The following is a 25,384-nucleotide window of genomic DNA, read 5'->3' on the forward strand; positions in this document are numbered from 1 at the left end:
GACGCAGACCCGATGTAGTCTGGGTCATGTCGCTCACCCCTCGCCCGCACGACAGCTCGCGCGTGATCGCGGTGCTGGGTCCGACCAACACCGGCAAGACGCATCTCGCGATCGAGCGGATGTGCGCGCACGCCAGCGGCATGATCGGCTTCCCGCTGCGGCTGCTGGCGCGCGAGGTGTACGACCGCGTCGTCGCGATCAAGGGGCCGGAGCGGGTCGCGCTGATCACCGGCGAGGAGCGCATCGTCCCCAGGGACGCGCGCTGGTTCCTCTGCACCGCGGAGAGCCTGCCGCTCGACCGCGACGTCGCCTTCGTCGCGCTCGACGAGGCGCAGCTCGGCGCCGACCGCGAACGCGGCCATGTCTTCACCGACCGGCTGCTGCGCGCGCGCGGGCGCGAGGAGACGATGATCCTCGGCTCCGAGGCGCTGCGCCCGGTGCTGCGCGCTTTGGTGCCCGAGGCGGAGATCATCGAGCGGCCGCGCTTCTCGACGCTGAGCTACGCCGGCGCCAAGAAGCTGTCGCGGCTGCCGCGGCGCTCCGCGATCGTCACCTTCTCCGCCGAGGAGGTCTACGCTACCGCCGAGATGCTGCGGCGGCTGCGCGGCGGGGCGGCGGTGGTGATGGGCGCGTTGTCGCCGCGCACGCGCAACGCGCAGGTGGCGATGTTCCAGGCGGGCGAGGTCGACTATCTCGTCGCCACCGACGCGATCGGCATGGGGCTCAACCTTGACGTCGGCCACGTCGCCTTCGCCGGCCTGTCCAAGTTCGACGGTCAGCAACGCCGCCGCCTCACCGTCGCCGAGATGGCGCAGATCGCCGGCCGCGCCGGGCGCCACCAGCGCGACGGCACGTTCGGCGGGCTGACCGAGGAAGGGCCGGACGCGTTCGAGCCCGAGGAAGTGGCCGCGATCGAGGCGCATCGCTTCCCGCGGCTCGACTGGCTCTACTGGCGCGACGGCACGCCCGACCTCTCCTCGATCGACGCGCTGCTCGCCTCGCTCGCGCGCCGCCCCGAGCACGAGCGGCTGCGCGCCGCGCCCGAGGCGACCGACCTGCGCGTGCTCAAGCGACTCGCCGAGGAGGCGGGCGTGCGCGACCGCGCGCGCGGCAACGTCGCGCGGCTGTGGGCGGCGTGCGGCATCCCCGATTTCGCCAAGCTCGGTATCGACCCGCACGCGCGCTTCGTCGGGCGCGTGTTCGGCTATCTCGCGCAAGGGAACGTGCCGCACCAGTGGTTCGCCGACGAGGTGGCCAGGCTCGACCGCGTCGAGGGCGACGTCGAGACGATCGCGGGGCGGATCGCGGCGATCCGCAGCTGGGCCTATATCGCGCAGCGGCCCGATTGGCTCGCCGACCCGGCGCACTGGGCCGCGCGCACGCTGGCGGTGGAGGAGCGGCTGTCCGACGCGCTCCACGAGAAGCTCACCCAGCGTTTCGTCGACAAGCGTACCACCGCGCTGGCCAAGAAGATCGGCAGCGGCGTGGGCGCGCTGCCGGTCGAGATCGACGCCGAGGGCGAGGTGACGATCGACACCCACGCGATCGGGCGGCTGGAAGGCTTCCGCTTCGTCGTCGCGCCCGACGCCACCGCTTCCGACAAGCGGCTGCTGCTCGCCACCGCGGAGAAACGGCTCGGCGCCGAGCGGCGGCGTCGCGCCGACGCGCTGGTGGCGCGCGACGATTCGGGGTTCGCGCTCGACGACGACGGGCTGATCCTGGCGGACGGGCTGGCGGTGGCGCGGCTCAAGCGCGGCGCGTCGCTCGCCCGGCCGCAGCTCGCGCTCGACTCGGCGCTCGACTGCCTCGACCCGGCGGTGCGCGAGGCGATCGCGACCCGGCTGCGCGCGTGGCTGACGGCGGCGATCGGCCGCGCGCTGCGCAGCGTCGCGGCAGCGGCCGAGGCGGCGCGCGCGCCCGCGGAGAGCCCGGCACTGCGCAGCGTCGCGGCGGCGCTGGAGAGCGGCGCAGGCTTCGCCGAGCGGCTGCCGCTGCGCGCCGCGATCGAGTCGCTCAGCGCCGGCGACCGCCACTGGCTGCGGCGCCAGGGTGTGACGATCGGCGCGCTCGACCTGTTCGATCCGCGCTTGCTCAAGCCCAGCGCGCAGGCGTGGCGCCGCGCTCTGCTCGCCGCGGCGGGCATGCCCGCGCCGCCGCTGCCGCGCGCCGGCGCGACGACGCTGCCCCGCGGCAGCGCGGGCGCGGTGCCGCTGATGGGCTATCGCCCGCTCGGCGCGCAGGCGGTGCGGATCGACCTGGTCGAGCGGGTCGCGCGCGCCGCGCATGACGCGCGCGCCGCCGACGGCCGCGCGCCCTTCGCGCCCGATCCCGCGCTGGCGGTGTCGATCGGGCTGGAGCCGGCGACGATCGCGCGGCTGATGGCCGAGCTCGGCTTCCGTCCGGCGCCGGTCAGCGCCGAGGGGCCGCCGCACTATGTCTGGCGCGGCCGTTCCCGCGCGCGCGAGTCGCGGCCAGCGCCCGACAACGCCTTCGCCGCGCTCGCCGAGCTGGTGCGACGGTGAGCGGCGGCGAGGCGATGCGGCTCGACCGCTATCTGTGGTTCACCCGGCTGGCCAAGACGCGCGACGTCGCGCAGGCACTCGCCTGCGACGGCCGGCTGCGCATCGACGGGCGCGCGATCGACCGCGCGCATGCGCCGGTGCGCGTCGGCAACATCCTCACCTTCTTCCACGCCGGGCGGGTGCGCGTGCTGCGCGTCGAGGCACTGCCGGGACGGCGCGGCCCGGCGCCCGAGGCGCAGGCCTGCTACCAGGAACTGGTCGCTGGTGGCGCTGAGAACGGGTCGCAACGCGGTGACGAGCGTTGACGCGGGCGTGATGCGGCGCAAAAGCGGCGCGCGAGAAGCGAGGATATCCCGATCATGACCTACGTCGTCACCGACGCGTGCATCCGCTGCAAGTACATGGACTGCGTGGAAGTCTGCCCGGTCGACTGTTTCTACGAGGGCGAGAACATGCTCGTCATCAACCCGTCCGAGTGTATCGACTGCGGCGTGTGCGAGCCGGAATGCCCGGCCGAGGCGATCCTGCCCGACACCGAGAGCGGGCTGGAGCAGTGGCTCGAGCTCAACAACACCTTCTCGGCGCAATGGCCCAACGTCACGCGCAAGCTCGACCAGACCCCGCCCGACGCCGACGCCTTCAAGGGCCAGGACGGCAAGTACGACCAATATTTCTCGCCCGAACCGGGCAAGGGCGACTGACGCGCGTGCCGGCGTGATCCCTGGTGCGTCTCGTTATGGTACGCCGCGCCGCGTGAGCGGCTCGTCTGCTGCACCAGGCTCCTGCGGCCGCAGGAGCACAGGTCGAGCGAGGTGGGCCACACGCCAGGAGAGCCGCTCCAGCGCGAGAGTCCGCGTCCGCCACCCGCGACCGCCTTCGGTCTCGCGCGATCCCCACCTCGGGTGACGCGATTTTGTAAAAAGGTTCCCTCGCGACAGCGTGCCTGCCCTAAACAGGGTGGAAATTTTATTGCCGAGGTGCTACATGAGGCCGGCACGGGCGCATTCGTTCTCGCGCTCCTGGAGACGTCAAACCTTCTGCTCCCACGATCAGTCCGTTCCGCGGTGCTAGCCGGCGCGGGTCGCACGGGACTGCGGGAGCCACAACATTGGAAAGGCCGTTTAATGGCTGCCAAGGCTCTGCATTTCGATGTCGGTGACTATGTCGTCTATCCCAAGCACGGGGTCGGCCGTGTGATCGAGCTGCAGAAACAGGAGATCGCGGGCATGCAGCTGGAGCTGTACGTCCTGCGCTTCGAGAAGGAGCGCATGACGCTGCGCGTCCCCACCAACAAGGCCGAGTCGGTCGGCATGCGCAAGCTCTCGTCGGACAAGACGATGCGCGAGGCGATGGAGACGCTCAAGGGCAAGCCCAAGGTCAAGCGCACGATGTGGTCGCGCCGCGCGCAGGAATATGAGGCGAAGATCAACTCGGGCGACCTCGTGTCGATCGCCGAGGTGGTGCGCGACCTGTTCCGCGCCGACGACCAGCCCGAGCAGAGCTATTCCGAGCGCCAGATCTTCGAGGGCGCGTGCAGCCGCCTCGCGCGCGAACTCGCCGCGATGGAGCAGATCGACGAGCCCGCCGCGCAGGAGAAGATCCTCGAGATCCTGCGCAAGGCCGCGGCGATCTACAACAAGGACAAGGTGCCCGCCTGAACCGCGCGCCACCGCGACCACGACGAAGGGCGGCCCCGCGGGGCCGCCCTTTTCGTTTGCGCCCGCCGCGTGCGTGTATTATAGCAGCAACACACGTAGGGGAGATCAGGTCATGCGCGCCGTCATCGCCGCCGCTCTGCTGCCGCTGGCGGCCTGCGGCAATGCGTTCAGCGTCGACGACGATCGCGGCGGCATCCCGGGCAGCGGCAGCGGAGGCGAGCGGAGCTTCGAGGTGGCGGGCTTCGATGCGGTCGAACTCGCCGGCAACGACGACGTCACCGTGCGCGTCGGCGGCGCCTTCGCGGTGAGCGCCACCGGCGACCCCGCCGCGCTAGACCAGCTCAAGATCACGCGCGACGGCACGACGCTGAAGGTATCGCGCCGCAACGGTCGCTCCACCGGGCATGCGCGCGTGCTGGTGACCATGCCGGCGATACAACGCGCCACGCTGGCGGGATCGGGCAATCTCTCGATCGATCGGGTCGCCGCGCGCAGCTTCGCCGGGCGCATCCTGGGCTCGGGCAACCTCGACGTGGCGGCGCTGCGGGCGGACGAGGCCGAGGTGGCGATCGCCGGATCGGGCAACGCCACGGTGACCGGCACGACGCGCACGCTCGACCTGTCGATCGCCGGGCAGGGCAATGTCACGCTCGCGGGCGAGACCGATCGGCTCGGCGTGTCGATCCCGGGCTCGGGCGACGTCGCGGCGCAGCGGCTGGTCGCGCGCGCCGCCGACGTCAAGATCATGGGCTCGGGCAGCGTCCGCGCCGCGGTGGAGGGAACGGCCGACGTGGTCGTGATGGGATCGGGCGACGTCGATCTCGGCCCGCGCGCGCGTTGCTCGGTGCGCAAGATGGGGTCGGGCAACGTGCGGTGCGGCGGCTGATCGCCCCCGCCGCGCTGCTGGCGGCGGTCGCGACCCCGGCGCTGGCGGCGGAGCGGCGCTGGCCGGTCGCCGCGGTCGAGCGGCTGCGGGTCGAGGCGCCCGCGACCGTCCGCGTCGTGCTCGCCGCGCGCGATGGCGCGGGCAGCGGCGTGGTCGCTACCGCGCCGGACCCGGCCGCACTCGCCGCGCTGAGCGTCGTCGCGACCGGCGCGGCGCTGGTGATCCGCGGCGACGCGTCGAGCGCGGGCGCGACGGTGACGGTGGTGGCGCCGCGGCTCGCGGCGGTGTCGGTCTACGCGCCCGCGACGGTCAGCGTCGCGGCGCTGCGCGGCGAGCGCGCCACCGCCGCGGTCGCCGCCGGGACGCTGGCGGTCGCGCGCGTCGACGCCGCCGCGCTCGCCGCGACGTTGGTGGGGGACGGCACGCTCGCGCTGGCGGGACGTGCGGTGACCGCTGAGCTGGTCGCCAATGGCCCCGGTACGATCGACGCGGCGGCGCTCGCGACCGATCGGCTGACGGTACGCGCGCAGGGCGATGCGGTGGTGCGCGCCGCGGCGCGCTACGAGGCGGGGGTGATCGCCGGCGCGGCGGCGCAGGTCAGCGTCGCGGGCCGCCCGCGCTGCGCGGTGCGCGCCACCGCGGGGGCGACGGTGCGCTGCGGCGAGTGAGCGCGCGCCTTCAGGCGTCGTCGGGGCCGAGCGCGGGATCGACGTCGCGCGGGCGGACGAAGCGCGTCAGCGTCGCCGAGCCCGCGGCGAGATCGCGCCAGCGCGGCACGTCGAGGGTCATCTCGGCCAGCGCGGCGGTGGGATATTTCTCCGCCACCGCGTCGCGCAGCCGGCCGGGTGCGTCCGGCACCAGGGCCAGCACCAGCTCGTGCAACCCGGGATTGTGCCCGACCAGCAGCAGCGTCTCCGCGCCCTCGTCCTGTTCGTGGACGAGGTCGAGCAAGGTCGCCGCCGAGGCGAGATACAGCCGCCGGTCCCACTCGGGCGCGAGTGCATGGCCGAGCCCGCGCTCGGCCTCCTCGATCGTCTCGCGCACGCGCACCGCGGGCGAGGCGAGCACGCGGTCGAAGTCGAGCCCCATCGCCTTGATCTCGCGCCCCATCGCTTGCGCCGCGCGGCGGCCTTTGGGGTTGAGCGGGCGGTCGAGATCGCGCGGCACGGCATCGTCCCAGCCCGACTTGGCGTGGCGCAGCAGCGTCAGCGTCTTCATTCGGGCGAACTCCGCTCAGGCGTCGAGGTCGGCCTCATGCCCGATCGGACCCGCGGTGGAAAGCCGCTGCCGCACGCGACTCACCGCCTCGTCGAGCGGCACGCGGGACACGCGCACCCCCGGCGGAAAGGCGTCGAGCAGCCGCGACGGCATCGCCGCCGACAGCAGCACGAACAACCCCGCGTCATCGCCGCGCCGGATCAGCCGCCCGAACGCCTGCGCCAGCCGCGCGCGCACGATCCGGTCGTCATAGGCGCTGCCGCCCCCGGCGAGCCGGCGCGCGGCGTGGAGCACGGTCGGCTTGGGCCAGGGCACGCCCTCCATCACCACCAATCGCAGCGATTGGCCGGGCACGTCGACGCCGTCGCGCAGCGCGTCGGTGCCGAGCAGGCTGGCGTGGGGATCGTCGCGGAAGATGTCGACCAGCGTGCCCGTGTCGATCGGGTCGACGTGCTGCGCGTGGAGCGGCAGCCCGGCGCGCGCGAGCCGGTCGGCGACGCGCGCGTGCACCGCGCGCAGGCGGCGGATCGCGGTGAACAGCCCGAGCACCCCGCCGGCCGACGCCTCGATCAGCCGCGCATAGGCGTTGGCGAGCGCGGGCACGTCGCCGCGCTTCACGTCGGTGACGATCACCACCTCGGCGTTGCGCGCGTAATCGAACGGGCTCGGCGCGGTGAAGCGGCCCGGCGCGCGCTGGAGGTGCGGTGCGCCGACGCGCGCCTCGGCGGTCTCCCAGTCGCCCCCAGCGGTCAGCGTCGCCGAGGTGACGAGCGCACCGTGCGCCGGCTTGAGCACCGTCTCGGCGAAGGGGAGGGTGGGGTCGAGCCAGCGGCGGTGCAGCCCGATGTCATACTCGCGCCCCTCGCCGCGCTCGACCGCGAGCCAGTCGACGTGGCGCGGGTCGGCCGGGCCGCCGACGCGCGCGAGCAGCGCCAGCCACGCCGCCACGGTCTCGGCGCGCCAGCCGAGCGAGGCGATCGCGCCCTCGACCCGCGCGCGCGCCGGCCCATCCATCCAGTCGGGCGCGTCGGCGAGCACCGCCTCCAGCCGTTTGCCCAGCGCCACCATCGGCCGCACCAGCGAATCGAGCGCATGCGCGGCGGGCGCGGCGGCCTCGATCAGCTCGGGGGTCGGCTCGGCGAGCTCGGTCTCGAGGCCGTAGCCGGCGTCGGCGTCCTGCTCGGCGCGCGCATAGGCGACCCCGCGCACGGCGGCGAGCAAGGTCTCGATCGCCCCGAACGGCTGGCCCTCGGCGACTCGCTGGAGCCAGCCGTCGGCGGCGAGCGCCCCCGCCGCGGCGACGATCTCGGTGATCGCGCGCGCGCCCTGCTCGTCGTAGCTGGCGAGGTCGGACAGCCGCGCCTGGAGCCCGCGCCGCCGCCCGCGCGCGTTGCCCTCGGGGCCGACGATCCAGCGGCGCAGCTCGATCGTCTCCTGCCCGGTCAGCGCGGTGCCGAACATCGCGTCGGCGGCGTCGAACAGATGGTGCCCCTCGTCGAACACGTAGCGCGTCGGCCGAGTCGCGGTCTCGCGCCCGCGCGCGGCGTTGACCATCACCAGCGCATGGTTGGCGATGACGAGGTCGGCCTCGGCCGAGGCGCGCGCAGCGCGCTCGATGAAGCAGCGGCGGTAATGCGGGCAGCCGGCATAGACGCACTCGCCGCGCCGGTCGGTCAGCGCGGCCGAACCGTTGCGGCGAAACAGCGTGACGAGCCAGCCGGGCAGGTCGCCCCCGACCATGTCGCCGTCGTCGCTATAGGCCGCCCAGCGCGCGACCAGATGCGCCAGGATCGCGGCGCGCCCGGCGAAGCCGCCCTGGAGCGCGTCCTCAAGGTTGAGGAGACAGAGGTAGTTCTCGCGACCCTTGCGCGTCACCACGCGCGCCTTGCGCACCGCGCGATCGGGGTGGAGCCGCCGCGTCTCGTGCCCGAGCTGGCGTTGCAGCGCCTTGGTGTAGGTGGAGATCCACACCGCGCCGCCGGCCTGCTCGGCCCAGAGGCTGGCGGGGGCGAGATAGCCCAAGGTCTTGCCGATCCCGGTCCCCGCCTCGGCGAGCACGAGGTTGGGCATGTCGCGCGCCATGCGCGGCGCGAAGGCGGCGGCTGCGGCGGCGGCATAGGCGCGCTGGCCGGTGCGCAGCTCGGCGCCGCCGCCGACGAGCGTCTCGAGCCGGTCGAGCACCGCGGCGTCGTCGAGCGTCACCGCGCGCGGGGCGGGGCGGGGCGCGGCCTCCTGCCACTCGGGCAGGCGCGAGAACAGCCAGCGCTCGTGCTGCGCCGGCTTGGCGACCCGCGGGGCGACGATTGGCGCCCAGGGCCAGCGCGCGCGGGTGAGCGACTGCGCCGCGGTCCAGGCGCCCTCGCGCTCGGGCCAGTCGCTCGCCTGCGTCACCGCGAGCAGCCGCTCGGCGGCCGCGGCGAGGAAGGCGGCGACGTCCTCGTCGCGCGCGGGCGCGTCGAGCCGGGTCACCTGCGCGATCCCGCGCGGCGTCGGCACCGCGAAGCGCGCGGGGTGGAGGAAGGCGAACAGCTCGAGGAGGTCGAGCCCCGACAGCTCGACATAGCCGAGCCGCTGCGCCACCAGCGGCGCGTTGAGCAGGATCACCGGCGTGTCGGCGGCGAGCCGGATCGCCTCCCCGCGCGATAGCGCGCGCGTCTCGCCGGCATGCGCCACCCACACGCCCGAGTGGCTGGCATGAAGCGCGGGATGCGGCAGCGCGGGGAAGGGCGACGTCACGCTGTCGCTGTGCGCCACGCGGAACAGATCGGCAACCGCAAAGGCTCGCGGCGCTGACGAGGGTGAGGCGGTGCGCGGTCGCGGGGGCGAGGACGGCGCGGGGACATCGCCCGCGAGCCGTCCCTCACCGCGGGGAAGATCGCGTGGAGAACCGCTGCGATGAGTGAGGCACCTTTGCCCCACGCTCTGACCGTCATCCCGGACTTGTTCCGGGATCCATCCTTCCGCGCACCCACCGGCCGCTGGATATGCGGCACCGTGGATCCCGGACCAAGTCCGGGATGACGGAGGTGGGTGAGGAAAGAGGGACCTCCGATCACTCGCAAGGCTCCCAAGTCGGGCACTCATCCACCCTATTGCTATCGCATCGCAACTGCGTCGTGCCGCGCAGAAACCACAACCGCAGGGTGGATTCCCGCGCCGCAAGCGCCTAAGGCACGCTCCAGTCTAGTCTGTCCTGCTGTCTCGGAGACCGCGCATGAACATCCACGAATATCAGGCCAAGGAGCTGCTCGCGAAGTTCGGCGTGCCGGTGCCCGCGGGCTTCGCCGCGATGAGCGTGGAGGAGGCGGTCGCCGCGTCCAAGAAGCTGCCCGGGCCGCTGTACGTGGTGAAGGCGCAGATCCACGCCGGCGGGCGCGGCAAGGGCAAGTTCAAGGAGCTGCCGGCCGAGGCCAAGGGCGGCGTCCGCCTCGCCAAGACCGAGGACGAGGTGCGCCACGCCGCCACCGAGATGCTCGGTAACACGCTGGTGACGATCCAGACCGGCGACGCCGGCAAGCAGGTCAACCGCCTCTACGTCACCGACGGCGTCGACATCGCCAAGGAATTCTACCTCGCGCTGCTGGTCGACCGCGCCACCGGCCGAGTCGCCTTCGTCGTCTCGACCGAGGGCGGGATGGACATCGAGACCGTCGCGCACGACACGCCCGAGAAGATCCACACTTTCGCGGTCGATCCGGCGACCGGCTTCCAGCCGCACCACGGCCGCGCCGTAGCCAACGCACTCGGCCTGACCGGCGACCTCGCCAAGCAGGCGCACAGCCTGGCGGGCAAGGTGTATGACACCTTCCTCGGCACCGACGCCTCGCAGATCGAGATCAACCCGCTCGCGGTGACCGACGACAACAAGCTGATGGTGCTCGACGCCAAGGTCGGCTTCGACGGCAATGCGATGTTCCGCCACAAGGACCTCGCCGAGCTGCGCGACGAGACCGAGGAGGATCCGGCCGAGCTGGAGGCGTCCAAGTACGACCTCGCCTATATCAAGCTCGACGGCGACATCGGCTGCATGGTCAACGGCGCCGGCCTCGCCATGGCGACGATGGACATCATCAAGCTCAACGGCATGTTCCCCGCCAACTTCCTCGACGTCGGCGGCGGCGCGAGCAAGGAGAAGGTGACCGCGGCGTTCAAGATCATCCTCGCCGATCCCGCGGTGAAGGGCATCCTGGTCAACATCTTCGGCGGCATCATGAAGTGCGACATCATCGCGGAGGGCATCGTCGCCGCGGCGAAGGAAGTGAACCTGTCGGTGCCGCTGGTCGTCCGGCTCGAGGGCACCAATGTGGAGAAGGGCAAGGAGATCCTGTCCACCTCCGGCCTCGCGATCGTCCCCGCCAACGACCTGGGCGACGCCGCGCAGAAGATCGTCGCCGAGGTGAAGAAGGTCGCGTGATGTGGGAGGGGCGGCGCCTGGTGGCGCCGCCTCACACTCGTCGGGCACCCCTCTCTCTTCCGTCATCCCGGACTTGGTCCGGGATCCACCGGCCCGCATACCCCATCGCCGGCGAGTGAGCGGAGGAGTGGATCCCGGACCAAGTCCGGGATGACGGCAGGTTGTGTTGGGGGCTGGTGTGGCACAATCCTCGCGGCCTCTAGCCGCCCAGGTGCCGCGGCGATCAAGGCACGACGCGAAAATCACCTGCCGCAGACACCATGTCCGCGCCCCGCGCGTTGACGCCGCGAACGCTGCCGCTACGGCAACCGCGCTTTCCGTACTGAACTTGCGAAAAGCGCGGAAAACCGCCATGTGGAGCCCACACCGGGGCCGCGAACGCGTGCCCCGACCGCAGGATCGGAAGGACGCTGATGAAGGTCTTGGTGCCGGTCAAGCGCGTGCTTGACTATAACGTGAAACCCCGTGTGAAGGCGGACGGCTCGGGGGTCGACCTCGCCAACGTCAAGATGAGCATGAACCCCTTCGACGAGATCGCGGTCGAGGAAGCGATCCGGCTCAAGGAGAAGGGCACCGTCACCGAGATCGTCGCGGTCTCGATCGGCGAGCCCAAGGCGCAGGACACGCTGCGCACCGCGCTGGCGATGGGCGCCGACCGCGCTATCCTCGTCACCAGCGACACCAAGGTGGAGCCGCTCGGCGTCGCCAAGATCCTCGCGAAGATCGTCGCGGAGGAGCAGCCGCAGCTCGTCATCCTCGGCAAGCAGGCGATCGACGACGACAACAACCAGACCGGCCAGATGCTCGCCGCTTTGCTCGGCTGGGGCCAGGCGACCTTCGCCTCCAAGGTCGAGCTGAGCGCCGAGGCGGTGACGGTGACGCGCGAGGTCGACGGCGGGCTCGAGACCGATCGCTACACACTGCCCGCGATCGTGACCACCGACCTGCGCCTCAACGAGCCGCGCTACGCCTCGCTGCCCAACATCATGAAGGCCAAGTCGAAGCCGCTCGCGACCAAGACCGCCGCGGATATCGGCGTCGACGTGGCGCCGCGGCTCACCACATTGCAGGTCGCCGAGCCGGCCAAGCGCACCGCGGGCGTCAAGGTCGCCGACGTCGACGAGCTGGCGGGCAAGCTCAAGTCGCTCGGCATCGCGAAGTAAGGGAGCGCAGCATGAAGACTCTGGTTTGGGTCGAGCACGACGGCCAGTCCGTCAAGGACGCCACGCTCTCCGCCGTGACCGCGGCCGCCAAGCTCGGCGAGGTCCATCTGCTGGTCGCGGGGCAAAGCGTCGACGGCGTCGCGCAGGCGGCGGCCAAGATCGCCGGCGTGGGCAAGGTCCATGTCGCCGACGATGCCGCCTACGCGCACCAGCTCGCCGAGAATGTCGCGCCTTTGGTGGTCGAGCTGATGGGGCACCATGACGCCTTCGTCGCGCCCGCCACCACCACCGGCAAGGCGCTCGCGCCGCGCGTCGCCGCATTGCTCGACGTCATGCAGATCAGCGACGTGCTCTCGGTCGAGGGCGAGGACACGTTCACGCGCCCGATCTACGCGGGCAACGCGATCGCGACGGTGCAGACGCGCGACGCCAAGAAGGTGCTGACGGTGCGCGGCACTGCCTTCGAGAAGGCGGCGGCCGAGGGCGGCAGCGGCACGATCGAGGCGGTGGCGGCGACCGGCGACACCGGCCTCGCGACCTTCGAGGGCGCGGAGATCGCCGCGCTGACCCGCCCCGAGCTGACCAGCGCGCGCGTGATCGTCTCGGGCGGGCGCGCGCTCGGCTCGGGCGAGAAGTTCCACGAGCTGATCGAGCCGCTCGCCGACAAGCTCGGCGCGGCGGTGGGCGCGAGCCGCGCCGCGGTCGACGCGGGCTATGTCCCCAACGACTATCAGGTCGGCCAGACCGGCAAGATCGTCGCGCCGGAGGTCTATGTCGCGGTCGGCATCTCGGGCGCGATCCAGCATCTCGCCGGGATGAAGGACTCGAAGGTGATCGTCGCGATCAACAAGGACGAGGACGCGCCGATCTTCCAGGTCGCCGACATCGGCCTGGTCGGCGACCTGTTCAAGATCGTGCCGGAGCTGACCGAGAAGCTCTGACCCGCGCCGCCGTTCGCGGTCACACCGGAGTCATCGATCGCGCCTAGCCGCGGCCGCGATGCGACCGATGATGCGAGTGACGAGGGCCGGCGCGCTGCTGGCCGTGGCGATGGCGACCATGGCGGCCGCGGGCGTGGGCGAGCCGACAGGGGCGGTGCGCACGCGCGCGCTGCGGGTGGAGCGCGTCGTCGCGCTGGTGCGCCATGGCGTCCGCGCGCCGATCCCGGGCGAGGTGCCCGAGCGCACGCGCACCGCGGCGCCCTGGCCGAGATGGCCGGTGCCGCCCGAGGCGCTCACCCCGCACGGCGCGCGTGCGCTGACGATCGAGGGCGCGTCGATGCGGCGCTGGCTCGACTCGGTCGGGTTGCTCGTCCCCCGTCGATGCCCCGGCGCTGGCCGCCTCACCCTCTGGGCCAATACCGCCGAGCGCACGATCGCGAGCGGCGAGGCGCTGGCGCAGGGCGTCGCGCCCGGCTGCGCGCTCGCGGTCGGGCATCGCGCCCCGGGCAGCGCCGACCCGCTGTTCGAGCCGCTGCGTGCCGGGGTCGCGCCGTTCGACCCCGCCGCCGCCATCGCCGCGATCGCCGCTTACACCGGCGGAGTCGCGCAACAGGCCGACCGTCACCGCGCGCTGATCGCGACGCTCGACCGCGTGCTGGGCTGTGGCGATCCGCACGGGTGCACGCCCTCGCCGCCCGCCGCGCTGCGTCCCAGCGCCGACGGTCGCTCGATCGTGTTCGAGGGGCCGATCCGCGACGTGTCGGGGACAGCGCAGGTGCTGCTGCTGCTCCACGCCGAGGGGCTGGCGCGACGCGACGCCTGGCCGCGCGTCGATGCCGCGACGCTGCGTCGGCTCGGCGCGCTGCACGCCGCCCTGTTCGACGTCTTCTCGCGCCCGCCTTACATGGCCGCACGCCAGGCAGGGCCGATCGCGCGCCGGATCGAGGCGGATTTCTCCACCCCCGAGGCCCCCGCGGTCGACCTGCTGGTCGGCCATGACACCAATGTCACCGCGCTCGCCGCGATCCTGGGCGTGCGGCTGACCGCACCCGGCTATGCCGAGGGCGACGTCGCGCCGGGCGGTGCGCTGGTGCTCGAGCTGCTGCGCGCCCGCGATGGCGCGCGCTTCGTCCGCGCCACCTACCGCACCCAATCGCCGGACGAACTGCGCCGGCTCGCGCGCCGCGGCGCGGTGACCCGACTCACCATTCCCGGCTGCGACCGCGGACCCGAGCGGAGCTGCCCGCTCGGCGCCTTCGTGCGGCTGCTGCGCGCGCGCACCGCGCTGTAGGCGCGCGACACCCGCGCTTGCGCCGCGCCGCGCGTCCGCCGACACGTCGTGGATGCTCCGCGCTTTCCTCGCCCTGATCGGGCTCGCCGCCACGCCGCTCCCCGTCGCCGCCCAGGGCGCGGGCGAGCGTCCGCCCGTCACCGCCGCCGCGCCGCAGCCAGCGCCGCGCCATGCCTGGCCGATCCGCGAGGCCGATGCGGTGCTGCGCGACGTGCGCTTCGCCGCGGGCGGACGGCTGGCGCAGGTGACGCTCCATTACACCACGCTCGGCACCCCGCACCGCGACGCCGCGGGCGCGATCGACAATGCGGTGCTGGTGCTCCACGGCACCGGCGGCACGGGCAAGCAATTCCTCCAGCCGCAGTTCGCCGACGAACTCTATGGCCCCGGCCAGCCGCTCGACATCACGCGCTATTTCGTGATCCTGCCGGACAATATCGGGCATGGCGGCTCGTCGCGTCCCTCGGCGGGGGGCGGCCCCGATTTCCCGCGCTACGATTATGACGACATGGTGCGGCTCCAGCATCGGCTGGTGACCGAGACGCTCGGCATCGCGCGGCTGCGGCTGCTGATGGGCACGTCGATGGGCTGCATGCACGCGCTGATCTGGGGCGAGACCTGGCCCGACGCGGCGCGCGCGCTGATGCCGCTGGGGTGCGAGGCGGTGCCGATCGCTGGGCTCAATCGCATGTGGCGCCAACTCGCGATCGACACGATCACAGCCGATCCCGCCTATCGGCACGGACGCTACACGCGCCAGCCGCTCGCGGGGCTGCGCGGCGCGGCGGCGCTGCTGTTCGTCGCGGGCGGTGCGCCTTTGTACCTCCAGCAGGCCTATCCGGGGCGCGACGCCGCGGCCGAGTACGCCCGCGCGCGCGTCGCCGCGTCCGTGGCGGGTCTCGACGCCAACGATCTGATCTGGGCGCTCGATTCGTCGCGCAGCTATGATCCCTGGCCGCGGATGGAAGCGATCACCGCGCCGCTCACCTGGATCAACTCGGCGGACGATTTCATCAACCCGCGCGGGCTCGATTATCCCGCGCGCGCGGTGGCGCGGATGCGCGACGCGCGCTTCCGGCTGATCCCCGAGAGCGCCGCGACGCGCGGTCACGGCAGCCACACCTGGGCACGGCTGTGGAAGGACGATCTGGTCGCGCTGCTCGCGCGCTCCGCGGCGCGCTGACCCGCGGAGCGGAGCGCCACGGGCGCGGCGCGACGGACGGTGCCGACGCCGACGCCGTATCGCCTGCCGGGTTGCGCTGTGCCGCGCGGCGACCTAGCCCCGGCGCCATGCGGTTGTTCCTCGTCTCGCTCGCGCTCGTCGCCTCCATTTCCGCCGCGGCGTCGGCGCAGCGCGCCGATCGCGCCACGCCGGGTTGGACCCGCGTCCGGCTGGAGACCGCCGACGGGCCGATCGTGCTCGCGCTCAGCCAGCGCCGCGCCCCCGTCAGCACCGCCAATTTCCTCCGCTACGTCGACGATGGGCGGTTCGACGGGGTCAGCTTCTACCGCACCGCGCGCAACAAGCGTGACCCGCGCGTCGGCTTCATCCAGTCGGGCATCCGCACCGACGCGCGCCGCTTCCTCGACACGATCCCGCATGAATCGACCAAACAGACCGGGCTCAAGCATCTCGACATGACGATCTCGATGGCGCGCCGCGGCCCGCCGGGATCGGCCAACGGCAATTGGTTCATCACCGTCGGCGCGATCCCGTCGATGGACTGGAGCGCCTCGAACCCGGGCTATGCCGCCTTCGGGCGCGTCGTCGGCGGCCAGGCGACGGTGCGCCGGATCCTCGCCGAGCCGACCGGGGGCGGGATGAACGGCACGCTGATGCTCACCCCGGTGCGCGTCAACCGCGCGACGCGGCTCGACGGCACGCCCAAGCCGACCGGGCGGCCGCGGCCCTGGCTGATCGAACGCCGCCGCGACGGCTGAACCCGCGCGCGGGCGGCACGTTGGTGGCGTGAAGGAGAGACGCCGTGAACCAGCAACCCAACAAGCCCGGTGGTGACGTGCGCGCCGACGGCAAGGTCCGCGACCCCGGCGACGAGCAGGCGGTCAAGAACCAGGGCGGCACCACCCCCGAGGCCTATCCCAAGAAGGACGGCGGCCGCGCCACCGGCGAGGACAGTGCGCGCGGTGCCGGACGCGGCGCCAGCGACGGCCAATGAGCGCGGAGCGGGAGCGGCCGCGCGCTCCCGCTCCGCGACCCGGCATCGCACTGGCGTCGGCGTGATGCGGTCGCGCCCGCGTGACGCGCGCCGGGACCGATCTGCGGTCAGGCGCTTTGGGTAGAACGTTCCCATAAACCATTGTTTCGCCTCCACCGGCCTGCGATAGCCGACGGATCGGGACGGGGGAGGGGACGAGCGTGAGACAGGTCGCATTCGGGTTGGCGCTGCTCGGCGCCACCGCGCCGCTGGCGGCACAGGCGCCGACCACCCCCGCCCAGCTCGCCGAGGCGCGCGCACTCGTCGGCGATGCGGTCGCTACGCCGCAGACGCTGGTGCTCGCCGCGGTGCCGCGTGCCACCGGGCCGCGCATCACGCTGTTCAACGGGCGCGACCTCACCGGTTGGTCGCCCTGGCTCGGCTATCCCGATCCGTCGGTGACCTATCGCGACCGCCCCGGCGCGACCGCGATCGGCACCTCGCGCTCGACCGCGGGCGATTTCGCGGTGCGGCGGATCGAGGGCCGCGCGGCATTGTGGGTCAAGGGGGAGACCTGGGGCGCGCTCGTCCACCATGCCGACCTGCGCGACTATCACCTGCGGCTACAATATCGCTGGGGCGCCAAGCGCTGGGCGCCGCGGCTCGGCCAGCCGCCCAACAACGGCCTGCTCTACCACACGCATGGTGCGCCGGGCGCGGTGTTCGGCACCTGGCAGCCCTCGGTCGAGTTCGAGATCATGCAGGGCTCGACCGGCATGGCGGTGGCAGTGGGGCGCGACGTGCGCCTGCGCACCACCGCCGCGCTCGACCCATCGCTCGTCTCGCCGCCGGTGCGCTACCGCCACGGCGGGCGGCCGGTCGAGATCGTCAACGGCACGCTGATCTGGAACGTCGAGAACGCGCGCGACGCGGAGAGGCCGGCGGGGCAGTGGAACACGCTCGACCTCTACGTGCTCGGCGACCGCGCGGTGCATGTCGTCAACGGCGTGCCGGTGATGGTGGTGGAGGGGCTGGCGACGGTCGACGCCGCGGGCAAGCGGATGCCGCTGACGCACGGCAGCGTGCAGCTCCAGTCCGAGGGCGCGGAGACGTGGTTCCGCGACATCACGGTGGAGCCGATCGACCGGTTGCCCAAGGTCGTGGCGAAGGAGTGAGCCGCTGTCATCCCTCCCCGGCACGGGCAGGGCTATCACATATGATGGTGATGCGCCGGGCGCTTCACTTCTTGCCGTCGTCCCGGACTTGATCCGGGATCCAGGTTTCCGCGAGAACGACGGCTCATGCGTAGGCGGCGCCATGGATCCCGGGTCAAGCCCGGGATGACGAGATGGCCTTGGGCGAGCGGAGACCGTTATGCGATTGCCCTCCCCCGCGCGCCGGGAGGATCATTGTCCCCACGTCACACTGTCCTAAACGGCCGCAGCTGTGCCACATGGGCGTCATGTCTCTCCCCGAGCCCGACCGCCACCCGCGCCCCGACCGCCGCCGACTCAACGTTCACGTCCGCCGCGACCCGCGCCAGCGACTCAACATTCGCAACATTCGCGGGCTAAGTGCATGACGCAGAGCGACGTCCTGATCGTCGGCTCGGGTGCGGCCGGGCTCACCGCGGCGCTCAACCTGGCCGACCGCTTCACCGTGACCGTGCTCGCCAAGGGCGCGCTCAACGAGGGCAGCACCGCCTGGGCGCAGGGCGGGATCGCCGCCGTGCTCGAACCCGGCGACACGTTCGAGCACCATGTCGAGGACACGATGGTCGCCGGCGCCGGGCTCAACGATCGCGCGATCGTCGAGTTCGTGGTGGAGCGCGCCCCCGCCGCGATCGCGCGGCTGCGCGCGCTGGGCGTGCCGTTCGCGGAGGAGGGCGGCGCGCTCCATCTCACGCGCGAGGGCGGCCACTCGCACCGCCGCATCGTCCACGTCGCCGACGCGACCGGCTGGGCGGTGCAGGAGGCGCTCCAGCGCGCCGCCGAGGCGCATCCCAATATCACGCTCGTGCCCGATCAGGTCGCGATCGACCTCGCCACCAGCCGCCACGAGGAACGCTACTCGGGCGCGGGCAACGTCTGGGGTGTCTACGCGATCGACCGGCGCACCGGCGCGGTCGAGGTGCACACCGCGCGCGCGACGATCCTGTCGACGGGCGGGGCGGGGCGGACCTATCTCTTCTCCACCGCGCCGCGCGGCGCCACCGGGGACGGGATCGCGATGGCGTGGCGCGCGGGCGCGCGCGTCGCCAACATGGAATTCATGCAGTTCCACCCGACCTGCCTCTACCATCTCGAGGTCAAGAACTTCCTGATCACCGAGGCGGTGCGCGGCGAGGGCGGGCATCTGATCAACCCCACCACCGGGCGGCGCTTCATGCCGTGGTACGACGACCGGCTCGAGCTCGCCCCGCGCGACGTGGTGGCGCGCGCCATCGACGCCGAGATCAAGCGCTACGGGCTCGACTTCGTCCACCTCGACATCAGCCACATGCCCGCCGACTTCGTGCGCGCGCACTTCCCCAACATCCACGAGAAGCTGCTCGGCCTCGGCATCGACATGACGACCCAGCCGATCCCGGTGGTGCCGGCGCAGCATTACACCTGCGGCGGGATCGTGGTGGACCGCGACGGCCGCACCGATTTGCCCGGCCTCTATGCCGCGGGCGAGTGCACCCAGTCGGGGCTGCACGGCGCCAACCGGCTCGCCTCCAACTCGCTGCTGGAATGCTTCGTCTTCGGCGAGGCGGCGGCGCAGCATATCGCGCAGCATTGGGAGGCGCTGCCGCCGCCCCCCGCGGTGCGCGCGTGGGACGAGAGCCGCGTCACCGATTCCGATGAGGAGGTGGTGATCAAGCAGAACTGGACCGAGATCCGCCGCTTCATGTGGAACTATGTCGGTATCGTCCGCACCACCAAGCGGCTCGAGCGCGCGCAGCATCGCATCGACCTGCTGCGCAGCGAGGTGGAGGATTATTACGGCCACTTCCGGGTCACCCCCGACCTGATCGAGCTGCGCAACCTCCTCCAGGTGGCCGAGCTGATCGTCCGCTCGGCGCTGCACCGGCACGAGAGCCGCGGGCTGCACTATACGCTCGACTGGCCCGAGACGCTCGACGCGCCCGCCGACACGGTGCTGGTGCCGCGCGCCTGAGCCGTGGAGCCTCTGCGCCCCACCGCCCGCTCCACCGTTCGTCGCGCCGGGAACGGCGATCGTCGCAGCGACGAGTCGCACCGCATTGTGTCCGCGCCATTATCATTCACAGGGTCGAGTCAAGTGGGATCGATGGCGGCGGACATGGGGAAGAGGACGTTGGGAAGCCGCGTCGCGATCATCGGCTGGTCGCTCCTGATCGCGGGCTGCGGTGCGGGGGCGGGTTCCGCGCTCATCCCCGCCGCGCCGCCCAAGCCGCTGGTGTCGATCCCGGTGCCGCTCGCCGCGGTGCCGCCACCCCCGCCGCCGCGCCGCTCGGCCGCGCCGCGCGCGCTCCAGGCGCGCATCGAGCAACTGGTCCGCAATTTCCCCGGCAAGGCGGGCGCGGCGATCGTCGCGGTCGACGAGGATTGGGTGGTGCAGCAGGGCGGCGATCTCAGCCTGCCGCAGCAGAGCGTCAGCAAGACCTGGGTGGCGATGACGGTGCTGTCGCAGCGCGACGAGGGCCGACTGACGCTCGACGACCCGGTGCTGGTCACGCGCGACGACCTCACACTGTTCCACCAGCCGATCGCCGGGCTGGTCGGCGCCAACGGCTATCGCACCACCGTCGGCGGGCTGCTCACCCGCGCGCTGACGCAGAGCGACAATACCGCCAACGACCGGCTGCTCACCGTGGTGGGCGGCCCGTCGGCGGTGCGGCGCTTCATCGCGAAGCATCAGCTCGGCGCGATCAAGTTCGGCCCCGGCGAGCGGCTGCTCCAGAGCGGCACCGCGGGGCTGACGTGGAGCCAGTCGATGGCGCTGGGGCGCGGGTTCGAGGCGGCGCGCGCCCGGCTCGACCCGGCGGTGCGCCGCGCCGCGCTGCAGCGCTACATCGACAACCCGCCCGACGGCGCCGCGCCGGTGGCGATCGCGGGCGCGCTGGCGCGGCTGGCGCGCGGCGAGCTGCTGAGCGAGACCTCGACGCGGATCCTGCTCGACACGATGGCGGCGTCGCGCACCGGCCACGCGCGGCTGCGCGCCGCCACCCCGCCGGGCTGGAAGGTGGCGCACAAGACCGGCACCGGGCAGGATTTCGGCGCGCGCAACGCGGGCTTCAACGACGTCGGGCTGCTGACGGCGCCGGACGGTCGGCGCTACGCGATCGCGGTGATGATCGGCGACACCGCCGCGCCGATGCGGCTGCGCCAGCAGCTGATCCAGAACGTCTGCGCCGCGCTCACCGGCGCGCAGCCGCGCGCGGTGGGGGGCGACGAGGACGGGACGTGAGGCGCTGGCGAGAGAGCGCCGGGAGATCCAGCCGTCTGCCGTCATCCCGGGCTTGACCCGGGATCCATCGTGCCGCGCACACGCCGGCGGTTGCGTCTGCGGCACCATGGATCCCGGCTCAGGGCCGGGATGACGAAGGGAGTGACTGTCTCCCGCATCCGAACCGCGACCGCAGCGGCGCGCCGCACCCCACAACCCCGGTTTCCCACACGGCCAAACCGGTTTAGGGCAGCGCGATGCCGCACCTCTATCTCGTCGACGGATCGGGCTACATTTTCCGCGCCTATCATCGGCTGCCGCCGCTGACCAACAAGCACGGCGAGCCCGTCGGTGCGGTCTACGGCTACACCACCATGTTGTGGAAGCTCGCCGACGAGCTGCACAAGTCCGACGGACCGACGCACATGGCGGTGATCCTCGACAAGAGCTCGTCCAGCTTCCGCAACGAGCTGTACGACCAGTATAAGGCGCATCGCCCGCCGCCGCCCGAGGACCTCGTCCCGCAATTCCCGATGATCCGCGACGCCACGCGCGCCTTCTCGTTGCCGTGCATCGAGGAACAGGGCTGGGAAGCGGACGACCTGATCGCCAGCTACACCAAGGCCGCGCTGGCGCAGGGCTGGCAGGTGACCATCGTCAGCTCCGACAAGGACCTGATGCAGCTGATGACCGATCCCTCGGTCGACATGCTCGACACGATGAACAACCGCCGGCTCGGCCCCGAGGCGGTGGTGGAGAAGTTCGGCGTCGGCCCCGACAAGCTCGGCGACGTGCTCGCGCTGATGGGCGACAGCGTCGACAATGTCCCCGGCGTCCCCGGGGTCGGTCCCAAGACCGCGGCCAAGCTGATCGTCGAGCACGGCGACGTCGAGGCGGTGCTCGCCGCCGCGCCCGAGATGAAGAAGGGCAAGCTGCGCGACAACCTCATCGAGCATGCCGAGGCGGCGCGGATGAGCCGCAGACTGGTCGAGCTCGCCTGCGACGTGCCGCTGCCCGACCCGCTCGACTCGCTCGCGCTGCCCGCCGAGGGCATCCCGCAGGCGCCGCTGCGCGCTTTCCTCGAGCATCACGGGTTCCGCTCGCTGCTCACCCGGCTCGGCGAGGTCGCCGAGGCGACCCAGCCCGAGACCGTCGGTGCCCCCGCCGAGGACGACGAGCCCGCCTGCGACCACGACGGCTACGAGACCGTGGTCGACGAGGCCGCGCTCGACCGCTGGATCCAGGTCGCGCGCCACCAGGGCTGGGTCGCGATCGACACCGAGACCACCGCCAAGGACCCGATGCTCGCCGAGCTGGTCGGGGTCAGCCTCGCGCTCGCGCCCAATCTCGCCTGCTATGTCCCGCTCGGCCATGGCGGGAGCGACATGTTCGCGGAGAAGCCGGTGCAGCTCGACCGCGACCTCGCGCTGGCCAAGCTCAAGCCGCTGCTCGAGGACGCGAGCGTGCTCAAGATCGGGCACAATCTGAAGTACGACCTGATCGTGCTGGGCCGGCTGGGGCTCGACGTCGCGCCCTATGACGACACGATCGTGATGAGCTTCGATCTCGACGCGGGGCGCCACGGCCATGGCATGGACGAGCTCGCCGCGACGCACCTGTCGCACAGCTGCATCGCCTACAAGGACGTGGTCGGCACGGGCAAGAAGGCGCTCGGCTTCCACGAGGTCGATCTCAAGGCCGCCACGCGCTACGCCGCCGAGGACGCCGACGTCACGTTGCGGCTGTGGCGCCGCTTCAAGCCGCGGCTGCCGATCGAGGGCGCGACCCGCGTCTACGAGATGGTCGACCGCCCGCTGGTGGCGGTGATCGCGCGGATGGAGCAGCACGGCATCAAGGTCGACCGCGAGCGACTGGCGCAGCTGTCCGACGAGTTCTCGCAGCAGATCGCCGGCCTGGAGACACAGGTCCACGCGCTCGCGGGCGGCCCCTTCACGATCGGCAGCCCCAAGCAGCTCGGCGACGTGCTGTTCGAGCGGATGGGGCTCAAGGGCGGGCGCAAGGGCAAGAGCGGTGTTTATTCCACCGACGTCAACGAGCTGGAGCGGCTGGCCGCCGACAAGGACTCGCCGGGCGCCGAGATCGCCGCGCGCGTGCTCGACTGGCGCCAGCTCACCAAGCTCAAGAACACCTATACCGACACGTTGCAGGAGCAGATCCACCCCGCCACCGGCCGCGTCCACACCAGCTACTCGCTGACCGGCGCGCAGACGGGGCGGCTGTCGTCGACCGATCCCAACCTCCAGAACATCCCGATCCGCACCGAGACCGGGCGCCAGATCCGCGACGCCTTCGTCGCCGACGCGGGCAACGTCATCCTCGCGGCGGACTATTCGCAGATCGAGCTGCGCCTCGCCGCGCACATGGCCGACGTGCCGCAGCTCAAGGAGGCGTTCGCGCGCGGCGACGACATCCACAGCCTCACCGCGCAGGAGCTGTTCGGCGCGGTGACGCGCGACACGCGCGCCTCCGCCAAGACGATCAATTTCGCGATCCTCTACGGCATATCGCGCTGGGGGCTGGCCGGGCGGCTCGATATCTCCGCCGACGAGGCGCAGGCGATGATCGACCGCTATTTCGAGCGCTTTCCCGGCATCAACCGCTATATCGCCGAGACGCTGACGCAGGTGCGCGAGCGCGGCTACACCACGACCTTGTTCGGGCGGAAGACCCACTTCCCGCGGATCCGCAGCAAGGTGCAGCACGAGCGCCAGGGCGCCGAGCGCGCCGCGATCAACGCGCCGATCCAGGGCACCAGCGCCGATATCATCAAGCGCGCGATGGCGCGGATGGAGCCGGCGCTGGCGGCGGCCGGGCTGGGGCACGTGCGGATGCTGCTCCAGGTGCACGACGAGCTGGTGTTCGAGCTGCCCGAGGGCGACGTCGACGCGGCGCGCCCGGTGATCGAGCGCGTGATGGCCTCCGCGGCCGAGCCGGCGGTGACGCTCGACGTGCCGCTGGGCGTGGAGATCGGCGTCGGTGCGAGCTGGGGGGCGGCGCATTGAGCGTCCGACGACCGGTGGCCGGTGCCGCGTCCTTGTTCGTGTTCCTGCGGACTCAGGAACCCAGGGTCGCACACAACGGCGCTCGTGGCCCCGGGCTTCCGCGTACGCGGGAGCACGATAGCGCCCAAGGTTGCCGCATCCTGTCGGCCCCGCACACCCGGCCCCGCGCCGCATGACCGCCACCGACCATCCAGACGACATCGCCGCGCTCGCCAAGGGCGGGCGCACCAATGTCGCGGGGTTCATCCTCAAGCTCGGCGCGCGCATCCCCTTCCTGTTCATCGCGGGCCATCTCTATGGCGCCGCGCTGGTCGGGCGGTTCGCCATCGCGGTGGTGGTCGTCGAGCTCGCCGCGCTCGTCGCGACGCTGGGGCTCAAGCGCGGGCTGGCGCAGGCGCTGTCCTCGGCGGAGCGGCCGCACAACCATGTCGTGTTCGACGCGCTCGCGCTCGCGCTGGTCGCCAGCCTGATCGCCAGCGCGGTCCTCTGCGCTTTCCCCCAGGCGATGTACCCCAATTCGGCGATCGGCGGGCTCGACCGCTTCTTCCCGCTGATCATCCTCGCGCCCGCGCTGAGCGACGTCAGCCTCGCCGCTTTGGCCTATCGCCACGACGTCAAGGCCAGCGTTACCGCGCGCGCCATCGTCGAGCCGTGGACGCTGTCGATCTTCGCCTTCCTCTTCTCCTTCTTCACGCTCAAGGACGGGCTGGTGCTCGCCTATGTCGCGTCGATGGTGGCGGCGCTGACCGCGAGCATCGTGCCGCTGCTGCGCAGTTACGGCGTGCCGAGCGGCTGGTCGCCGCACCTCAGCGTGCTGTGGCAGATGGCGCGCGCGAACACGCCGCTCGCCGGGGCCGACGCGCTCGAATGGGGCAGCCGCAACGTCGACCGGCTCATCCTCGGCACGCTGTTCGCGCCCAATGTCGTCGGCATCTATTACATGGCGCAGCAGGTCGCTTCGCTGCCACAGCGGCTCAAGACCAGCTTCGACCCGATCCTCGGCCCGGTGGTGACGCGGAGCATCGCGCGGGGCGACCTCGGCGCGATCGCGCGCCAGGTGCGCCAGGTGGCGTTCTGGATCATCGCCGCGCAGCTCGCGCTGGCGCTCACCGCCTCGATCCCGCGCAAGGCGGTGATGGCCACGATCGGCCCGCAGTTCACCAGCGGTGCCGCGGCGATGGTGTTCCTGCTGTTCGCCGAGGTGGCCGCCTCCACCGGCGCGGTGGCGGAATCGGCGCTGGTGTACCTCGCGCGTCACCGCAACCTGCTGATCTCCGCGACGATGCTGGTGCTCCAGATCGCTTTGTCCTTCGCCTTCATCCTGCTGATCCGTGACGCTGGCTATGGCATCACCGAACAGGCCGCGGGCGCGCCGGTGGCGCTGCTGCTGGTGCTGCTGCTCACCTCGTTCGTGAAGGCGCGCGTACTCGGGCGGCTGCTCGGCGCGCCGGTGTCGCCGATGCGCTGGCCCTTGCTATGGGCGGCGCTGGCGGGGGGCGCGGTGGGCGGCGCGTTCACGTTGCTGCCGCCGGGGTGGCGCTGGATGCAGGTGTCGGTCGGCGTGGTGGCAACGATGGGCGCCTATCTGTTCGTGATCTGGCGCTACGCCTTCGGCCCCGAGGACCGCGCGCTGTTCAACACGATGCCGAGCGCCGAGGAAGCGACCTTGCCCAATGAGGGCAGCTTCATCCGCTGAGCG

The 25,384-nt window shown here is 72.1% G+C and carries 20 protein-coding genes; 18 read left to right on the forward strand and 2 right to left on the reverse strand.

Annotated features, from left to right (window positions below; all coding sequences use genetic code 11):
• Positions 1 to 26: 26 nt before the first annotated feature.
• The 6 genes from EV292_RS07300 (at position 27) to EV292_RS07325 (ending at position 5,734) form a co-directional block, all read left to right on the forward strand.
• Positions 27 to 2,522 carry a helicase-related protein gene (locus EV292_RS07300; RefSeq protein WP_132908542.1) on the forward strand — a complete coding sequence of 832 codons (2,496 nt, stop codon included), beginning with the start codon at positions 27 to 29 and terminating at the stop codon, positions 2,520 to 2,522.
• A gap of 14 nt (positions 2,523 to 2,536) precedes the next feature.
• The gene (locus EV292_RS07305) at positions 2,537 to 2,827 is read left to right on the forward strand and encodes a S4 domain-containing protein (RefSeq protein ID WP_132908856.1); all 291 of its coding nucleotides are present in this window, start codon (positions 2,537 to 2,539) and stop codon (positions 2,825 to 2,827) included.
• Between the two features lie 54 nt (positions 2,828 to 2,881).
• Positions 2,882 to 3,223, forward strand: coding sequence for a ferredoxin FdxA (gene fdxA, locus EV292_RS07310; RefSeq protein WP_132908543.1), 342 nt, complete (start codon positions 2,882 to 2,884; stop codon positions 3,221 to 3,223).
• Between the two features lie 423 nt (positions 3,224 to 3,646).
• The gene (locus EV292_RS07315; RefSeq protein WP_132908544.1) at positions 3,647 to 4,180 is read left to right on the forward strand and encodes a CarD family transcriptional regulator; all 534 of its coding nucleotides are present in this window, start codon (positions 3,647 to 3,649) and stop codon (positions 4,178 to 4,180) included.
• A 112-nt stretch (positions 4,181 to 4,292) separates the two neighbouring features.
• A complete protein-coding gene (locus EV292_RS07320; protein WP_132908545.1) occupies positions 4,293 to 5,066 on the forward strand; it encodes a head GIN domain-containing protein in 774 nt (257 codons plus the stop codon).
• A complete protein-coding gene (locus EV292_RS07325; protein ID WP_132908546.1) occupies positions 5,054 to 5,734 on the forward strand; it encodes a DUF2807 domain-containing protein in 681 nt (226 codons plus the stop codon). The genes EV292_RS07320 and EV292_RS07325 overlap by 13 nt, the downstream gene beginning before the upstream one ends.
• 10 nt (positions 5,735 to 5,744) lie before the next feature.
• Here the strand turns inward: EV292_RS07325 and EV292_RS07330 are convergent, their stop codons facing one another.
• Both EV292_RS07330 and EV292_RS07335 read right to left on the reverse strand, forming a co-directional pair.
• Positions 5,745 to 6,284, reverse strand: coding sequence for a histidine phosphatase family protein (locus tag EV292_RS07330; protein WP_132908547.1), 540 nt, complete (start codon positions 6,282 to 6,284; stop codon positions 5,745 to 5,747).
• A gap of 15 nt (positions 6,285 to 6,299) precedes the next feature.
• Complete coding sequence (locus EV292_RS07335) at positions 6,300 to 9,020, reverse strand: ATP-dependent DNA helicase (protein ID WP_132908857.1); 2,721 nt, start codon at positions 9,018 to 9,020, stop codon at positions 6,300 to 6,302.
• Between the two features lie 478 nt (positions 9,021 to 9,498).
• Between EV292_RS07335 and sucC the strand changes: the two genes are divergently transcribed.
• From sucC to EV292_RS07395, 12 genes are all read left to right on the forward strand, one after another.
• Positions 9,499 to 10,698 (forward strand): ADP-forming succinate--CoA ligase subunit beta, encoded by a 1,200-nt coding sequence (gene sucC, locus EV292_RS07340; RefSeq protein WP_132908548.1) that lies wholly within the window; start codon positions 9,499 to 9,501, stop codon positions 10,696 to 10,698.
• Between the two features lie 413 nt (positions 10,699 to 11,111).
• On the forward strand, positions 11,112 to 11,861 hold the full coding sequence (locus EV292_RS07345) for an electron transfer flavoprotein subunit beta/FixA family protein (protein ID WP_132908549.1): 750 nt from the start codon (positions 11,112 to 11,114) through the stop codon (positions 11,859 to 11,861).
• Between the two features lie 11 nt (positions 11,862 to 11,872).
• Positions 11,873 to 12,802 carry an electron transfer flavoprotein subunit alpha/FixB family protein gene (locus tag EV292_RS07350; protein WP_132908550.1) on the forward strand — a complete coding sequence of 310 codons (930 nt, stop codon included), beginning with the start codon at positions 11,873 to 11,875 and terminating at the stop codon, positions 12,800 to 12,802.
• Between the two features lie 70 nt (positions 12,803 to 12,872).
• A complete protein-coding gene (locus tag EV292_RS07355; RefSeq protein WP_243693652.1) occupies positions 12,873 to 14,093 on the forward strand; it encodes a histidine-type phosphatase in 1,221 nt (406 codons plus the stop codon).
• Between the two features lie 52 nt (positions 14,094 to 14,145).
• Positions 14,146 to 15,276, forward strand: a complete 1,131-nt coding sequence (locus EV292_RS07360) for an alpha/beta fold hydrolase (protein WP_132908552.1) — start codon at positions 14,146 to 14,148, stop codon at positions 15,274 to 15,276.
• Positions 15,277 to 15,383: 107 nt separating this feature from the next.
• On the forward strand, positions 15,384 to 16,034 hold the full coding sequence (locus EV292_RS07365; protein WP_132908553.1) for a peptidylprolyl isomerase: 651 nt from the start codon (positions 15,384 to 15,386) through the stop codon (positions 16,032 to 16,034).
• A 44-nt stretch (positions 16,035 to 16,078) separates the two neighbouring features.
• The gene (locus EV292_RS07370; RefSeq protein WP_132908554.1) at positions 16,079 to 16,270 is read left to right on the forward strand and encodes a hypothetical protein; all 192 of its coding nucleotides are present in this window, start codon (positions 16,079 to 16,081) and stop codon (positions 16,268 to 16,270) included.
• A gap of 200 nt (positions 16,271 to 16,470) precedes the next feature.
• A complete protein-coding gene (locus EV292_RS07375) occupies positions 16,471 to 17,424 on the forward strand; it encodes a DUF1080 domain-containing protein (RefSeq protein WP_243693653.1) in 954 nt (317 codons plus the stop codon).
• A 403-nt stretch (positions 17,425 to 17,827) separates the two neighbouring features.
• A complete protein-coding gene (nadB, locus tag EV292_RS07380) occupies positions 17,828 to 19,411 on the forward strand; it encodes an L-aspartate oxidase (protein ID WP_132908555.1) in 1,584 nt (527 codons plus the stop codon).
• 144 nt (positions 19,412 to 19,555) lie between these two features.
• The gene (locus EV292_RS07385; protein ID WP_132908556.1) at positions 19,556 to 20,683 is read left to right on the forward strand and encodes a serine hydrolase; all 1,128 of its coding nucleotides are present in this window, start codon (positions 19,556 to 19,558) and stop codon (positions 20,681 to 20,683) included.
• Between the two features lie 236 nt (positions 20,684 to 20,919).
• Complete coding sequence (polA, locus tag EV292_RS07390) at positions 20,920 to 23,685, forward strand: DNA polymerase I (RefSeq protein ID WP_132908557.1); 2,766 nt, start codon at positions 20,920 to 20,922, stop codon at positions 23,683 to 23,685.
• 172 nt (positions 23,686 to 23,857) lie between these two features.
• Positions 23,858 to 25,381, forward strand: coding sequence for an oligosaccharide flippase family protein (locus tag EV292_RS07395; RefSeq protein ID WP_132908558.1), 1,524 nt, complete (start codon positions 23,858 to 23,860; stop codon positions 25,379 to 25,381).
• Positions 25,382 to 25,384: the final 3 nt, after the last annotated feature.

Source organism: Sphingomonas sp. BK235 (assembly GCF_004345855.1).
In the GTDB taxonomy this organism is placed as follows: Bacteria; Pseudomonadota; Alphaproteobacteria; order Sphingomonadales; family Sphingomonadaceae; genus Sphingomonas.

What these genes read in the sequence shown, in the direction of transcription:
- EV292_RS07395 (WP_132908558.1), top strand. Translation starts at nt 23,858, where the DNA reads ATGACCGCCACCGACCATCCAGACGACATCGCCGCGCTCGCCAAGGGC.
- EV292_RS07315 (WP_132908544.1), top strand. Translation starts at nt 3,647, where the DNA reads ATGGCTGCCAAGGCTCTGCATTTCGATGTCGGTGACTATGTCGTCTAT.
- nadB (WP_132908555.1), top strand. Translation starts at nt 17,828, where the DNA reads ATGACGCAGAGCGACGTCCTGATCGTCGGCTCGGGTGCGGCCGGGCTC.
- sucC (WP_132908548.1), top strand. Translation starts at nt 9,499, where the DNA reads ATGAACATCCACGAATATCAGGCCAAGGAGCTGCTCGCGAAGTTCGGC.
- EV292_RS07330 (WP_132908547.1), bottom strand. Translation starts at nt 6,284, where the DNA reads ATGAAGACGCTGACGCTGCTGCGCCACGCCAAGTCGGGCTGGGACGAT.
- EV292_RS07300 (WP_132908542.1), top strand. Translation starts at nt 27, where the DNA reads ATGTCGCTCACCCCTCGCCCGCACGACAGCTCGCGCGTGATCGCGGTG.
- EV292_RS07345 (WP_132908549.1), top strand. Translation starts at nt 11,112, where the DNA reads ATGAAGGTCTTGGTGCCGGTCAAGCGCGTGCTTGACTATAACGTGAAA.
- EV292_RS07350 (WP_132908550.1), top strand. Translation starts at nt 11,873, where the DNA reads ATGAAGACTCTGGTTTGGGTCGAGCACGACGGCCAGTCCGTCAAGGAC.
- EV292_RS07320 (WP_132908545.1), top strand. Translation starts at nt 4,293, where the DNA reads ATGCGCGCCGTCATCGCCGCCGCTCTGCTGCCGCTGGCGGCCTGCGGC.
- polA (WP_132908557.1), top strand. Translation starts at nt 20,920, where the DNA reads ATGCCGCACCTCTATCTCGTCGACGGATCGGGCTACATTTTCCGCGCC.
- EV292_RS07385 (WP_132908556.1), top strand. Translation starts at nt 19,556, where the DNA reads ATGGGGAAGAGGACGTTGGGAAGCCGCGTCGCGATCATCGGCTGGTCG.
- EV292_RS07355 (WP_243693652.1), top strand. Translation starts at nt 12,873, where the DNA reads ATGCGAGTGACGAGGGCCGGCGCGCTGCTGGCCGTGGCGATGGCGACC.
- EV292_RS07365 (WP_132908553.1), top strand. Translation starts at nt 15,384, where the DNA reads ATGCGGTTGTTCCTCGTCTCGCTCGCGCTCGTCGCCTCCATTTCCGCC.
- EV292_RS07360 (WP_132908552.1), top strand. Translation starts at nt 14,146, where the DNA reads ATGCTCCGCGCTTTCCTCGCCCTGATCGGGCTCGCCGCCACGCCGCTC.
- EV292_RS07305 (WP_132908856.1), top strand. Translation starts at nt 2,537, where the DNA reads ATGCGGCTCGACCGCTATCTGTGGTTCACCCGGCTGGCCAAGACGCGC.
- fdxA (WP_132908543.1), top strand. Translation starts at nt 2,882, where the DNA reads ATGACCTACGTCGTCACCGACGCGTGCATCCGCTGCAAGTACATGGAC.